This is a genomic window from Burkholderia theae (assembly GCF_048565265.1).
In the GTDB taxonomy this organism is placed as follows: Bacteria; Pseudomonadota; Gammaproteobacteria; order Burkholderiales; family Burkholderiaceae; genus Burkholderia; species Burkholderia theae.
The window spans coordinates 2,499,829-2,512,934 of record NZ_CP183461.1 but is presented as its reverse complement, the minus strand read 5'-3'; the positions used below and the strand labels follow the sequence as shown (position 1 = coordinate 2,512,934).

Below are 13,106 nucleotides of genomic sequence, written 5' to 3'. Positions count from 1 at the left end.
CGGGCGGATTGGCGCACGCAGACGTAACGAGTCAAGGAGTCTGAGTCATGTCTTACAGCAACAAGGTTCTGGATCACTACGAAAACCCGCGCAACGTCGGTTCGTTCGCGAAGGACGACGACACGGTCGGCACGGGCATGGTCGGCGCGCCGGCTTGCGGCGACGTGATGAAGCTGCAAATCCGCGTCGGCGCGGACGGCGTGATCGAAGACGCGAAGTTCAAGACCTACGGTTGCGGTTCGGCGATCGCGTCGAGCTCGCTCGTGACCGAATGGGTGAAGGGCAAGACGCTCGACGAAGCGCTCTCGATCAAGAACACGCAGATCGCCGAAGAGCTTGCACTGCCGCCGGTGAAGATTCACTGCTCGATCCTCGCGGAAGACGCGATCAAGGCAGCCGTGGCCGACTACAAGAAGCGCCACGACACGAAGGAAGGCGATCAGGCAGCGGCCTGAGCGGCATCGAGCGGCTTCAGAAGGAAACGCGGCGAACCCCGGTGGCGCGCCGCGGCAAGGACATCATGGCAATTACACTGACCGAAAAAGCAGCACAGCACGTCCAGAAATACCTCGTCCGTCGCGGCAAGGGTGTGGGCCTGCGGCTTGGCGTTCGCACGACCGGGTGCTCGGGGCTCGCGTACAAGCTCGAGTATGTCGACGAGCTGGCTCCCGAGGATCAGGTGTTCGAGAGCCATGGCGTGAAGGTCATCGTCGATCCGAAGAGCCTCGCGTATATCGACGGCACCGAGCTCGACTTTGCCCGCGAAGGCCTGAACGAAGGGTTCAAGTTCAACAACCCGAACGTGAAGGACGAGTGCGGCTGCGGCGAATCGTTCCGCGTGTGACGCGGATCTCCGCGCGATGCGGGCAAGAGGCGGCACGGGCCGCCTTTTTAATGTGCGGCGTTTGCCGCGCGACGAACCGGAATTGAACGCGACGATGGTCTCGCTGAAAGACAGCCACTTCGACCTGTTTCACCTGCCGGCGCAATTCGCGCTCGACGAGGCGGTGCTCGACGCCGCCTACCGGACGGTGCAGACGCAGGTGCATCCCGACCGCTTCGCGGCGGCCGGCGACGCGCAGAAGCGCATCGCGATGCAATGGGCCACCCGCGCGAACGAGGGGTATCGCACGTTGCGCGATCCGCTGAAGCGCGCGTCCTATCTGCTGTCGCTGCGCGGCGTCGACATCGGCGCGGAAAACAATACCGCGATGGAGCCCGCGTTCCTGATGCAGCAGATGGAGTGGCGCGAAAGCATCGAGGATGCCGCGGCCGCCCGCAATGTCGACGCGCTCGATGCGCTGCTTGCCGAGTTGCGCGACGAGAAGCGCGTGCGCGTCGAACGCCTCGGCACGCTGCTCGACAGCGGTGCCGATCAGGCTGCAGCAGAGGCCGTGCGCCAGCTGATGTTCATCGAACGGGTCGCGTCGGAAGTGGGCGCGCAGATCGAGCGCCTCGAAACTTAACCGCGTGCCTTGCGGCACGCGCAGCAAACGGGCCGAGCGCCCGAACGAACCAAGATGGCTTTACTGCAAATTTCCGAACCGGGCATGGCGCCGGCACCGCATCAGCGGCGACTCGCCGTCGGGATCGATCTCGGCACGACCAACTCGCTCGTCGCGGCCGTACGCAACAGCGTGGCCGAAGTTCTGCCGGACGAAGCGGGCCGTGTGCTGCTGCCGTCGGTGGTCCGTTACCTCGAGAAGGGCGGCCGCCGCATCGGCCACGAAGCGAAAGAGCAGGCCGCGACCGATCCGCGCAACACGATCGTGTCGGTCAAGCGCTTCATGGGCCGCGGCAAGGCCGAGGTCGAAGGCGCGGCGAACGCGCCGTACGAATTCGTCGATGCGCCGGGCATGGTGCAGATTCGCACCATCGACGGCGTGAAGAGCCCGGTCGAAGTGTCGGCCGAGATTCTCGCGACGCTGCGCTATCGCGCCGAGGATTCGCTCGGCGACGATCTGGTCGGCGCGGTGATCACGGTGCCCGCGTATTTCGACGAGGCGCAGCGTCAGGCGACCAAGGATGCCGCGCGCCTCGCGGGCCTCAACGTGCTGCGCCTGCTGAACGAACCGACCGCCGCGGCGATTGCCTACGGCCTCGACAACGCGGCCGAAGGCCTCTACGCGGTGTACGACCTCGGCGGCGGCACGTTCGACCTGTCGATCCTGAAGCTGACGAAGGGCGTGTTCGAAGTGCTGGCTGCAGGCGGCGATTCCGCGCTCGGCGGCGACGATTTCGATCACGCGCTGTTCGGTCAGGTGCTCGCGCAGGCCGGCATCGACGCGAAGACGCTGGCGCCCGAGGACGTGCGTCTGCTGCTCGATCGCGTGCGCGTGCTGAAGGAAGCGCTGTCGTCCGCGCCGCAGGCGTCGCTCGACGTGACGCTGTCGAGTGGCGCGCACCTCGTGCAGACGATCTCGCACGACACGTTCGCCACGCTCGTCGAGCCGCTCGTGCAGCGCACGCTCACGCCGACCCGCAAGGCGCTGCGCGACGCGCAGGTGACGCCGGCCGACATCAAGGGCGTTGTGCTCGTCGGCGGCGCGACGCGCATGCCGGTGATCCGCGACGCGGTCGCGAACTATTTCGGCCAACCGCCGCTCGTGAACCTCGATCCGGACCAGGTCGTCGCGCTCGGCGCGGCGATCCAGGCCGACCTGCTCGCGGGCAACCGCGGCACCGGCGACGACTGGCTGCTGCTCGACGTGATTCCGCTGTCGCTCGGTGTCGAGACGATGGGCGGCCTCGTCGAGAAGATCATTCCGCGCAACTCGACGATTCCGGTCGCGCGCGCGCAGGAATTCACGACCTTCAAGGACGGCCAGACCGCGATGGCGATCCACGTCGTGCAGGGCGAGCGCGAGCTCGTCGCCGACTGCCGGTCGCTCGCGCGCTTCGAGCTGCGCGGCATTCCGCCGATGACGGCCGGCGCTGCGCGGATTCGCGTGACCTATCAGGTCGACGCCGACGGCCTGCTGTCGGTGTTTGCGCGCGAACAGCTGTCGGGCGTCGAGGCGTCGGTCGTCGTGAAGCCGTCGTACGGCCTCGCCGACGACGACATCGCGAAGATGCTCGAAGACAGCTTCAAGACCGCTGAAATCGACATGCGTGCACGCGCGCTGCGCGAAGCGCAGGTCGAGGCCCAGCGGATGCTCGAGGCGACGCAGGCCGCGCTGGCGGCCGACGGCGAACTGCTCGATGCGGACGAGCGCACGCAGGTCGACGCGCTCGCCGCGGCGCTGAGCGCGGTCGCGCAAGGCGACGATACGAATGCGATCGAAGCCGCGACCAAGACGCTTGCCGACGGCACCGACGAATTCGCGGCGCGCCGGATGGACAAGAGCATCAAGCGCGCGCTGTCGGGCCGCCGTCTCGACGAAATCTGAATCTACGAACTGCGCATCGGCCGGCGACGGCCCGCGCGATAATGAACCGTGCGGCGCCCGCCGCCGCACCCTGACTGACGGAACGGACATGCCTCAACTGGTGGTGCTGCCTCACGTCGAACTGTGCCCGGACGGTGCAGTGATCGACGCGACGCCCGGCAAGAGTATCTGCGACAACCTGCTCGACCATGGGATCGAGATCGAGCATGCATGCGAGAAGTCGTGCGCGTGCACGACGTGCCACGTGGTGATCCGCGAAGGCTTCAACGATCTGACGCCGTCCGAGGAGGACGAGGACGATCTGCTGGACAAGGCGTGGGGCCTCGAGCCGACGTCGCGCCTGTCGTGCCAGGCGATCGTGAAGGAAGATTCGGACCTGGTGGTCGAGATTCCGAAGTACTCGATCAACCACGCGAAGGAAAACCACTGACAGGAACCGGAGGCAGGCGATGAAATGGACCGATTCGCGTGAAATAGCGATTGCGCTGGCGGACAAGCACCCGGACATCGACCCGCAGCGGATCAACTTCGTCGACCTGCGCCAGTGGGTGCTCGAACTCGACGGTTTCGACGACGATCCGAAGCACTCCGGCGAGAAGATCCTCGAAGCGATCCAGGCGCACTGGATCGACGAATCGGACTTCGACGAAGAGGACTGAGTACGGCGTGCACCGCAATGGCGCACCTGGCCTGCGATAAAAAAACGGCTCGTGATTGCTCACGAGCCGTTTTTGTTTTCAGGTCGCGCCGCCCACGTACGACACGCGGGCAGCGGACGCTTACGCGCCGACCAGCGTGCCGTTCTCGACCCGCACGCGCTGGCCCTGGCCGAACGGCGGTGCGTTGTGGTACGTGAACGTGCGCGTCGCGCCGCTTTCCATCTGCACTTGCACCTGATAGTCGGTTTCCGCGCGCACCTGCTTCTCGACCTGGTTGCCGGCGAGACCGCCGCCCAGCGCGCCGATGATCGTCATCGCGGTGCGGCCGTTACCGTGGCCGAACTGGTTGCCGAGCAGGCCGCCGGCCGCGGCGCCGCCCACGGCGCCGATCCCCGAGCTCTGGCCCGGCGTGCGCGTCTGCGTGATCGCGACGACCGTGCCGCAGCTCTGGCAGTAGGTCTGGGCAGGCGCCGACGGCTGCTGCGCGTATTGCGGCGGCTGCGGGGCTGCCGTGTGACGGCGGTGCGTCGTCGCCGGGCGCGGCGCGGGCTTCGGTTCGGCCTGCGCGATCGCCTTTTGCTGCGCGGCGGCTTGCGCGGCGGCCTGTTCGGCTGCCTGCTGCTGGGCTTGCGCGGCCAGCGCGGCGCTTGCCGCTGCGGCCGTATCGACGGCCGGCTGCGACGCGATCAGCGCAGCCTGGGTCTGGCCGTTCTGTTCGTTGCTGCTGCTGGCCTTCGGGAAGACGCCCGTGATTGCTGCCGTCGCCGCGAGGCTGGCGACGATGACGGCACCGGCTGCGGTGGCGATGAGCGGGTGGAGGCGTTGCTTTTGCGGCGTGGTCTGATTCTGGTTGTCCATTTTTTTCTCCGATGTCGATCCGGATCGGCACGTTGGCGCCGGGCCGGATCCCACGCTTCGGGAGCGAGCAGACTTGGCGTTCCTGCGCCTTGTTCTGGTCCCGTGGTCATGCGTGGTGACGCAAACGGAGTGTCGTATACCGGCGCGGGGCGCACCGTATCAAGGTGTAACGAATTGCAGCAGGGCGCCGGCGATCGTGACCGGGAAAACCCGGGGGAGGCCGTCGCGACGAGGGAATAAAACGGGGGAGGATCGAGAGCCGGCGGACGCCGGCTGGCGGGATTTACGCGTCGTTACAAAGCTGATGCGTGCGCGCCACGGGGCGCGGCGCACACGCGGGCGCGGCGATCAGTCTTCGCGGCGCAGATGGGGGAACAGCAGCACGTCGCGGATCGTCGGGCTGTCGGTCAGCAGCATCACGAGACGGTCGATGCCGATCCCGCAGCCGCCGGTCGGAGGCATCCCGTATTCGAGCGCGCGGATGTAGTCGGCGTCGAAGAACATCGCTTCCTCGTCGCCCGCATCCTTCTGCTCGACCTGCTTCTTGAAGCGCGCGGCCTGGTCTTCCGGATCGTTCAGCTCGGAGAAGCCGTTCGCGATCTCGCGGCCGGTCATGAACAGCTCGAAACGCTCGGTGATGCCCGGCACCGTATCCGATGCGCGTGCGAGCGGCGACACCTCGACCGGGTAGTCGATGATGAACGTCGGCTCCCAGAGTTGCGCTTCGGCCGTTTCCTCGAACAGCGCGAGCTGCAGCGCGCCGATGCCTGCGTTCAGGAACGCCGGCTGCGACACGTCGACGCCGAAGCGCTTCAGTTCGGTGCGCACGAACGCGTCGTCCGACAGCTGGCCGTCGGTGTACTGCGGCGCGTACTTCTGGATCGCCTGCGTGATCGTCAGCCGATGGAACGGCTTCGCGAGGTCGAGCTCGCGGCCCTGGTACTGGATCGTCGCGGTGCCGAGCGCATCGATCGCCGCCTGGCGGATCAACTGCTCGGTGAAGTCCATCAGCCAGCGATAGTCGGTGTACGCGGCGTAGAACTCCATCATCGTGAATTCCGGGTTGTGACGCGGCGACACGCCTTCGTTCCGGAAGTTACGGTTGATCTCGAACACGCGCTCGAAGCCGCCGACGATCAGGCGCTTCAGGTACAGCTCCGGCGCGATGCGCAGGAACATCTGCATGTCGAGCGCGTTGTGATGCGTGACGAACGGCTTCGCCGTTGCGCCGCCCGGGATCGGGTGCAGCATCGGCGTCTCGACTTCCATGAAGTCGGCCGAGTCCATGAACTTGCGGATCGACGCGATCGTCTTGGTGCGCGCGCGGAACGTGTCGCGCGTTTCCGGCGTGACGATCAGGTCGACGTAGCGCTGGCGGTAGCGCATTTCCTGGTCGGAGAGGCCGTGGAACTTGTCCGGCAGCGGGCGCAGCGCCTTCGACAGCAGGCGCAGCTCCTTGCACTGGACCGACAGCTCGCCCTTGTTGGTGCGGAACAGCACGCCGCGCGCGGCGACGATGTCGCCGAGGTCCCACTTCTTGAATGCGTCGTAGGTTTCCGCGCCGACGTCGTTCGGCGTCACGAAGAACTGGATCTGGCCCGAACCGTCCTGCACCGTCGCGAAGCTCGCCTTGCCCATCACGCGCTTGAGCATCATGCGGCCGGCGACCGACACCTCGACCGGGTTCGCTTCGAGCGCGGCCTTGTCCGAGTCGGCGAATTTCACCTGGAGATCGGCCGCGTGATGCGTCGGCCGGAAATCGTTCGGGTAGGCGACGCCTTGCTCGCGCAAGGCGCGCAGCTTCTCGCGGCGCTCGGCGATGATCTGGTTTTCGTCCGCTGCGACGGCGGGCTGCGTTTGGGTCGGTTCGGTCATGATGGTCGGAATTCGGATTGGTGCGGCAACGCAAACGGGAAGGGCGGCGCGGCCAGGCCGCGCCGCGGCGCTTACACGCCCTGTTTGAGGCTCGCGCTGATGAAGTCGTCGAGATCGCCGTCGAGCACCGCGCGGGTGTTGCTCATTTCGACGTTCGTGCGCAGGTCCTTCACGCGGCTCTGGTCGAGCACGTACGAGCGGATCTGGTGACCCCAGCCCACGTCGGTCTTGCTCGACTCGAGCTTGTCCTGCTCGGCCTGACGCTTGCGCATTTCGGCTTCGTACAGGCGCGACTTCAGCATCGCCATCGCTTCGGCGCGGTTGCGGTGCTGCGAGCGGTCGTTCTGGCACTGCACGACGATGCCGGTCGGCATGTGCGTGATCCGCACGGCCGAGTCGGTCTTGTTGATGTGCTGGCCACCCGCGCCCGACGCGCGGTAGGTGTCGATGCGCAGGTCGGCCGGGTTCACCTCGACTTCGATCGAGTCGTCGATTTCCGGATACACGAACACCGACGAGAACGACGTGTGGCGGCCGCCCGACGAATCGAACGGCGACTTGCGCACGAGGCGGTGAATGCCCGTTTCGGTGCGCAGGTAGCCGTACGCGTATTCGCCCGAGACCTTGACCGTCGCGTTCTTGATGCCGGCGACGTCGCCGTCCGACTCTTCGAGCACCTCGGCCTTGAAGCCCTTGCGTTCGCAGTAGCGCAGGTACTGGCGCAGCAGCATCGACGCCCAGTCGCACGCCTCGGTGCCGCCGGCGCCGGCCTGGATATCGATGAAGCAGTTGTTCGGGTCGGCCGGGTTCGAGAACATCCGGCGGAACTCGATGTCGCCGACGCGTGCTTCGAGCTTCGCGGCATCGTCTTCCGACGCGACGAGGGTATCCTCGTCGCCTTCCTCGCGAGCCATCTCGAACAGGTCGAGCGCGTCGCGCAGGTCGCTATCGAGCACCGTCAGCGTCGAGACGACGCCTTCGAGCAGCTTCTTTTCGCGGCCGAGTGCCTGGGCGTTCTTCGAATCGCTCCAGACGTTCGGGTCTTCCAGTTCCTTGTTGACTTCAATCAGACGCGCAGCTTTGGCGTCGTAGTCAAAGATACCCCCGGAGCTCGCCCGCGCGGTTGCGCAGGTCGAGCAGGGAGCTTTCGATCGCGTTGAGACGTTCCGCTTCCATGATCGCTCGCTATTCTTGCTTCGTAAAAAAGCGGAATTATAGCCGATCGGCAGGGTTGCCCGGTGACGCGAATGGTGCCCGCATGCGCGCCGCGGCCCCGTCCGGCGCGGCAGGCATACGTTGGCGGGCACCGCGGGCCGGGCGGCCCGCGCTCAGCCGGCCGCGTGCTCGACGATCAACTGGACGCGCGTGACGCCGTTCCACGTGTCGGCGACGAGGCGGTATGCGATCAGTGCGCTCGCCGGCAGCGGCTCGGTGTGGTTGAACCAGATCGCGTTGAAGCGCTGGCGGCCGCGCGCCAGCTGCAGCTTCAGGTGCTTGTCCTTCACGAGCGACTGCGACACGACGTCGAATTCGCCCGAGAAAAGCGGGGCCGGAAAACCTTGCCCCCAGACGGCCTCGTCGAGCAGCCCGACGAACTGCGGTGTGAAATACGCATCCTCGAGTTCGCCGTCGGTCTCGATCACGCGGGCGAGCGCGTCGTCGGACAGCCATTCGCGCGCAACGGCCTCGAACGCGGCCGCGAAGCGCGGCACGTTCTCGGTGTCGAGCGTGAGGCCGGCTGCCATCGCATGGCCGCCGAACGCGACGATCAGGTCCGGTTCGCGTTTCGACACGAGGTCGAGCGCGTCGCGCAGGTGAAAACCGGCGATCGACCGGCCCGAACCCTTGACGCGCTTGCCGTCCTCGTCGGCGTGCGCGAACGTGAACGACGGGCGGTGGAATTTTTCCTTGAGCCGGCCGGCGACGATGCCGATCACGCCCTGGTGCCATTCGGGGTTGAACAGCGTGATCGTGCACGCGTCGGCCGGGTCGACGTCGGCGAGATCGGCGAGCGCCTGCTGCTGCATGCCGGCCTCGATCTCGCGGCGCTCGCGGTTCATCACGTCGAGCTGCTGCGCGAGATCCCACGCGCGACCGATGTCGTCGGTGATCAGGCACTCGATGCCGAGCGACATGTCGGAGAGCCGCCCCGCGGCGTTCAGCCGCGGGCCGAGGCCGAAGCCGAGGTCGAAGCCCGACGCGGTGCGCGCTTCGCGCGCGGCGGCGCGGAACAGCGCGGCGATGCCCGGCTGCATGCGGCCGTTGCGGATGCGCTGCAACCCCTGTGCGACGAGCACGCGATTGTTGCCGTCGAGCCGTACGACGTCGGCGACGGTGCCGAGCGCGACGAGGTCGAGCAGGCCGTCGAGGCGCGGCTCGGCTTCCTTGCTCGCGAATGCGCCGCGGCGGCGCAGCTCGGCGCGCAGTGCGAGCAGCACGTAGAACATCACGCCGACGCCGGCGATATTCTTGCTCGGGAACGCGCAGCCGGGCTGGTTCGGGTTGACGATCGCACGGGCGGCGGGCAGCGCGTCGCCGGGCAGGTGGTGGTCGGTCACGAGCACGTCGATGCCGCGCGCGTTCGCGGCTTCGACGCCCGCAACGCTCGCGATCCCGTTGTCGACGGTGATCAGCAGATCGGGTTTGCGCGCGGCCGCGAGCTCGACGATCTCGGGCGTAAGGCCGTAGCCGTATTCGAAGCGGTTCGGCACCAGGTAGTCGATTTGCGCGCCGAACATGCGCAGGCCGCGCACCGCGACCGCGCACGCGGTCGCGCCGTCGCAGTCGTAGTCGGCGACGACCAGCAGGCGCCGCTGGTCGGCGATCGCGTCGGCGAGCAGCGACGCCGCGTCGGCGCAGCCTTTCAGCTCGGTGGGCGGAACGAGGCGCGCGAGCGCGGTCTCGATGTCGGTCGGGGACTGCACGCCGCGCGACGCGTAAAGGCGCGCGAGCACGGGATGCAGGCCGTGACGCGCGAGCACTTCTGCGTCGGCGGGCGCGACGGGGCGGGTAACGATCCGGGTCATTCGGGCTCTGCTTGTTATTCGAACAGGGAGGCGAGCGCGCGGCGGCGCCAGAACTTGCGCAGGTCGCCGCGCGTCGCGTGCAGCGTCACGGAACTCGTGTCGCCGCACAGCGTGAAATCGACGCTTGCCAGCGCGCCGTCCTGCAGCGCGGCGAGGGCCGGCGCGAACCAGTCGCGCTCGAGCGCGGCAAGCCCGTCGTGCCAGCGTGCCCAGTCCTGCTCGATGAACGGGGTGGTGAGCGCCGGCAGTTCGACGAGCGTCGCGCCGTCGGCGGCGGGCAGCGTGCCGAACGCGGCCGGGGCAGGGCCGGCTTCGGCTTGCGCGGCGCGCGCGAGGCCGAGCGCCGCGGGCGATTCGGACAGCACGCGCGCGAACGGCTTGCCGACCGGCTTCAGCGTGCCCTGCGCATGGAACCAGATCGAATTGACGGCCGGCAGGCCACGCGCCTCGCGGGCTTCGTTGACCGGGTGCTGGAACCACGCCATCTGCACTTCGTTCTGCAGTTTCATCCACATCCGCGAGCGCTCGCCCGTGTGGGCCTCGTGCGGCAGCCAGATCTCGATGTTGCGGCCGCTGGCGCGCAATGGCGCGGCGCCGGCGAGCCGGGCGAGCTGTTCGCTCGACAGGTACCAGCGCGCCGGATTCGGCGCTTCGAGCCGCACGCCGAGCTCCTCGATCAGCGGCCGCGCGACCGCGAGCAGTGCGGCGGCGTCGCCGTCGTCGAGCGCGAGGGCGGCCGGATCGACGAGCACGAGGTGATCGTGCGCGATTTCGACGTGCACGGGCTCGACGCACGCCCACGCTTGCGCGCCGGGGTCGCCGCCGTCGGCCAGCAGCATGTAGGGCGCGAGCGGCGCTTCGTCCGCGGCGTTGCCCCGGGTCGCGCCGAACTGGCGGGCCAGCCAGCGCTCGTGCGGCAGCGTGCGCTGGAAGTCCTCGCCGGCCACGCGCTCGACGAGACTCGCGCGGGCGAGCAACTTTTCGAGCGCGGGGCTGTCCAGCGTGTGCAGGGACGAGGCCGCATCGGCCGCCGACGGCAGCGCGAACGGAACGAGAAAATGGAGGCGTCGGTCGTGCATGATGGTGCGCATTGTATGGCAAACTGCGCGCGTGATCGGGCCGGCTGACGGCACGTTCGCGTCCGGCGGCCGATTTTCCGACCGTGCCCGGGCCGGTGGCCGCCGCCGGGCGTCGGTCCGGCCGCGGGGCGTCTCCCCGCCGTAACCAGCAGAAAGGATTCGCTTGAAACTTCCGTACGAATGGCAGATCGGCTGGCGCTACACGCGCGCCGGCAAACGCACGACCGGCAACGGCTTCATTTCCTTCATCGCGCTCGTGTCGATGCTCGGGATCGCGCTCGGCGTCGCGGCGCTGATCGTCGTGCTGTCGGTGATGAACGGCTTCCAGAAGGAAGTGCGCGACCGCATGCTGTCGGTGCTCGCGCACGTCGAGGTGTTCTCGCCGACGGGCTCGATGCCCGACTGGCAACTGACCGCGCAGGAAGCGCGCCGCAATCCGTCGGTCGTCGGCGCGGCGCCGTACGTCGATGCGCAGGCGCTGCTCACGCGCCAGGACGCGGTGAGCGGCGTGATGCTGCGCGGCGTCGAGCCGACGCTCGAGCCGCAGGTGTCCGACATCGGCAAGGACATGAAGGCCGGGCAGCTCGCCGCGCTCGTGCCGGGCCAGTTCGGCATCGTGCTCGGCGACGCGCTCGCCGGCAACCTCGGCGTGACGGTCGGCGACAAGGTCACGCTCGTCGCGCCCGAGGGCTCGATCACGCCGGCCGGCATGATGCCGCGCCTGAAGCAGTTCACTGTCGTCGGCGTGTTCGAGTCGGGCCACTACGAATACGACAGCACGCTCGCGATGATCAACATCCGCGACGCCGAGGCGCTGTTCCGGATGTCCGCGCCGACCGGCGTGCGGCTGCGGCTGACGGACATGCAGAAGGCGCCGCAGGTCGCGGTCGAGCTGTCGCATACGCTGTCGGGCAGCCTGTACATCCGCGACTGGACCCAGCAGAACAAGACGTGGTTCTCGGCCGTGCAGATCGAGAAGCGGATGATGTTCATCATCCTGACGCTGATCATCGCGGTGGCCGCGTTCAACCTCGTGTCGTCGCTCGTGATGACGGTGACCAACAAGCAGGCCGACATCGCGATCCTGCGCACGCTCGGCGCGCAGCCGGGTTCGATCATGAAGATCTTCGTCGTGCAGGGCGTGACGATCGGCTTCGTCGGCACGGCGTCGGGCGTCGCGCTCGGCTGCCTGATCGCATGGAGCATCCCGTGGCTGATCCCGATGATCGAGCACCTGTTCGGCGTGCAGTTCCTGCCGCCGTCCGTGTACTTCATCAGCGAGTTGCCGTCCGAGCTGGTCGCGAGCGACGTGATCCGGATCGGGCTGATCGCGTTCATGCTGTCGGCCGTCGCGACGCTCTATCCGAGCTGGCGCGGCGCGAAGGTGAAGCCGGCGGAGGCGCTCCGCTATGAATGACCGCGCGACCGCATTCGCGGATTCACGACAACACAACAGACAGGATTCGGCAGGTATGCAGGAATACGTGCTTCAGGCGCGCGGGATCACGAAGGCGTTCGTACAGGGCGGCTTCAACGTGCAGGTGCTCAGCAATACCGAACTGACGGTGCGTCGCGGCGAGAAGCTCGCGGTCGTCGGCGCGTCGGGTTCCGGGAAAAGCACGCTGCTGCACGTGCTGGGCGGGCTCGACGAGCCGAGCGCGGGCGAAGTGTCGCTGCTCGGCAAGCCGTTTACGCAACTCGCGGAACGCGAGCGCAACGAGTTGCGCAACCGCGCGCTCGGCTTCGTCTACCAGTTCCATCACCTGCTGCCCGAATTCACCGCGCTCGACAACGTCGCGATGCCGCTGCGCATCCGCCGGATGACGACCGAGGACGCGCGCGAGCAGGCCCAGACGATGCTCGAGCGGGTCGGTCTCGGCCCGCGCGCGAAGCACCGGCCGGGCGAGCTGTCGGGCGGCGAGCGGCAGCGCGTCGCGATCGCGCGCGCGCTGGTCACGAAGCCGGCATGCGTGCTCGCCGACGAGCCGACCGGCAACCTCGACGGTACGACGGCCGACACCGTGTTCAACCTGATGCTCGAACTGTCCGAGACGCTCGAAACGAGCTTCGTGATCGTCACGCACGATCCCGATCTCGCCGCGCGCTGTGACCGCATCATGCGGCTGCGCGACGGCGTGCTGCACGAGGAGCCGGCGCTGCCGGTTTGAACGCACGCCCTTCGCGCGGTGCCGGGTGCATCCCGGCACCGCGCAAGGGCGC

Annotated in this window: 13 protein-coding genes; 8 read left to right on the top strand and 5 right to left on the bottom strand. The window is 67.7% G+C overall.

Features of this window, described 5'->3' with window-relative positions; genetic code table 11:
- Positions 1-47: 47 nt before the first annotated feature.
- The 6 genes from iscU to iscX all read left to right on the top strand — a co-directional run bounded on the left by iscU (position 48) and on the right by iscX (position 4,048).
- On the top strand, positions 48-455 hold the full coding sequence (iscU, locus tag ACN22W_RS11905; protein ID WP_006481982.1) for a Fe-S cluster assembly scaffold IscU: 408 nt from the start codon (positions 48-50) through the stop codon (positions 453-455).
- Between the two features lie 65 nt (positions 456-520).
- A complete protein-coding gene (iscA, locus tag ACN22W_RS11900; RefSeq protein ID WP_014896627.1) occupies positions 521-844 on the top strand; it encodes an iron-sulfur cluster assembly protein IscA in 324 nt (107 codons plus the stop codon).
- A 94-nt stretch (positions 845-938) separates the two neighbouring features.
- Positions 939-1,466 (top strand): Fe-S protein assembly co-chaperone HscB, encoded by a 528-nt coding sequence (gene hscB / locus ACN22W_RS11895; RefSeq protein ID WP_048248918.1) that lies wholly within the window; start codon positions 939-941, stop codon positions 1,464-1,466.
- A 54-nt stretch (positions 1,467-1,520) separates the two neighbouring features.
- Entirely contained in the window at positions 1,521-3,389 is a 1,869-nt protein-coding gene (gene hscA / locus ACN22W_RS11890) for a Fe-S protein assembly chaperone HscA (RefSeq protein WP_419684420.1), read from the top strand.
- An 88-nt stretch (positions 3,390-3,477) separates the two neighbouring features.
- A complete protein-coding gene (fdx, locus tag ACN22W_RS11885) occupies positions 3,478-3,819 on the top strand; it encodes an ISC system 2Fe-2S type ferredoxin (protein ID WP_006478392.1) in 342 nt (113 codons plus the stop codon).
- 19 nt (positions 3,820-3,838) lie between these two features.
- Positions 3,839-4,048, top strand: a complete 210-nt coding sequence (iscX, locus tag ACN22W_RS11880; protein ID WP_010091957.1) for a Fe-S cluster assembly protein IscX — start codon at positions 3,839-3,841, stop codon at positions 4,046-4,048.
- A 120-nt stretch (positions 4,049-4,168) separates the two neighbouring features.
- On the opposite strand, the gene ACN22W_RS11875 is transcribed toward iscX, so the two are convergent.
- The 5 genes from ACN22W_RS11875 to ACN22W_RS11855 all read right to left on the bottom strand — a co-directional run bounded on the left by ACN22W_RS11875 (position 4,169) and on the right by ACN22W_RS11855 (position 10,886).
- Positions 4,169-4,906 (bottom strand): glycine zipper 2TM domain-containing protein, encoded by a 738-nt coding sequence (locus ACN22W_RS11875; RefSeq protein ID WP_129512495.1) that lies wholly within the window; start codon positions 4,904-4,906, stop codon positions 4,169-4,171.
- A gap of 348 nt (positions 4,907-5,254) precedes the next feature.
- A complete protein-coding gene (gene lysS / locus ACN22W_RS11870) occupies positions 5,255-6,781 on the bottom strand; it encodes a lysine--tRNA ligase (protein ID WP_129512494.1) in 1,527 nt (508 codons plus the stop codon).
- Between the two features lie 71 nt (positions 6,782-6,852).
- Positions 6,853-7,957, bottom strand: a protein-coding gene (gene prfB / locus ACN22W_RS11865; protein ID WP_129512493.1) for a peptide chain release factor 2 whose coding sequence is annotated in 2 segments (ribosomal slippage) — positions 6,853-7,875 and positions 7,877-7,957 — 1,104 coding nt in all. Because the reading frame shifts where the segments join, the coding sequence is not laid out codon by codon here.
- 152 nt (positions 7,958-8,109) lie between these two features.
- A complete protein-coding gene (gene recJ / locus ACN22W_RS11860; protein WP_419684404.1) occupies positions 8,110-9,807 on the bottom strand; it encodes a single-stranded-DNA-specific exonuclease RecJ in 1,698 nt (565 codons plus the stop codon).
- 14 nt (positions 9,808-9,821) lie between these two features.
- Positions 9,822-10,886, bottom strand: coding sequence for a regulator (locus ACN22W_RS11855; protein WP_412021563.1), 1,065 nt, complete (start codon positions 10,884-10,886; stop codon positions 9,822-9,824).
- 163 nt (positions 10,887-11,049) lie between these two features.
- On the opposite strand from ACN22W_RS11855, the gene ACN22W_RS11850 reads away from it, so the two are divergent.
- Positions 11,050-12,303 (top strand): lipoprotein-releasing ABC transporter permease subunit, encoded by a 1,254-nt coding sequence (locus ACN22W_RS11850; RefSeq protein WP_419684401.1) that lies wholly within the window; start codon positions 11,050-11,052, stop codon positions 12,301-12,303.
- Positions 12,296-13,054, top strand: a complete 759-nt coding sequence (lolD, locus tag ACN22W_RS11845) for a lipoprotein-releasing ABC transporter ATP-binding protein LolD (protein WP_080970919.1) — start codon at positions 12,296-12,298, stop codon at positions 13,052-13,054. Before ACN22W_RS11850 ends, lolD begins: the two co-directional genes overlap by 8 nt.
- The last annotated feature ends 52 nt before the right edge of the window (positions 13,055-13,106 follow it).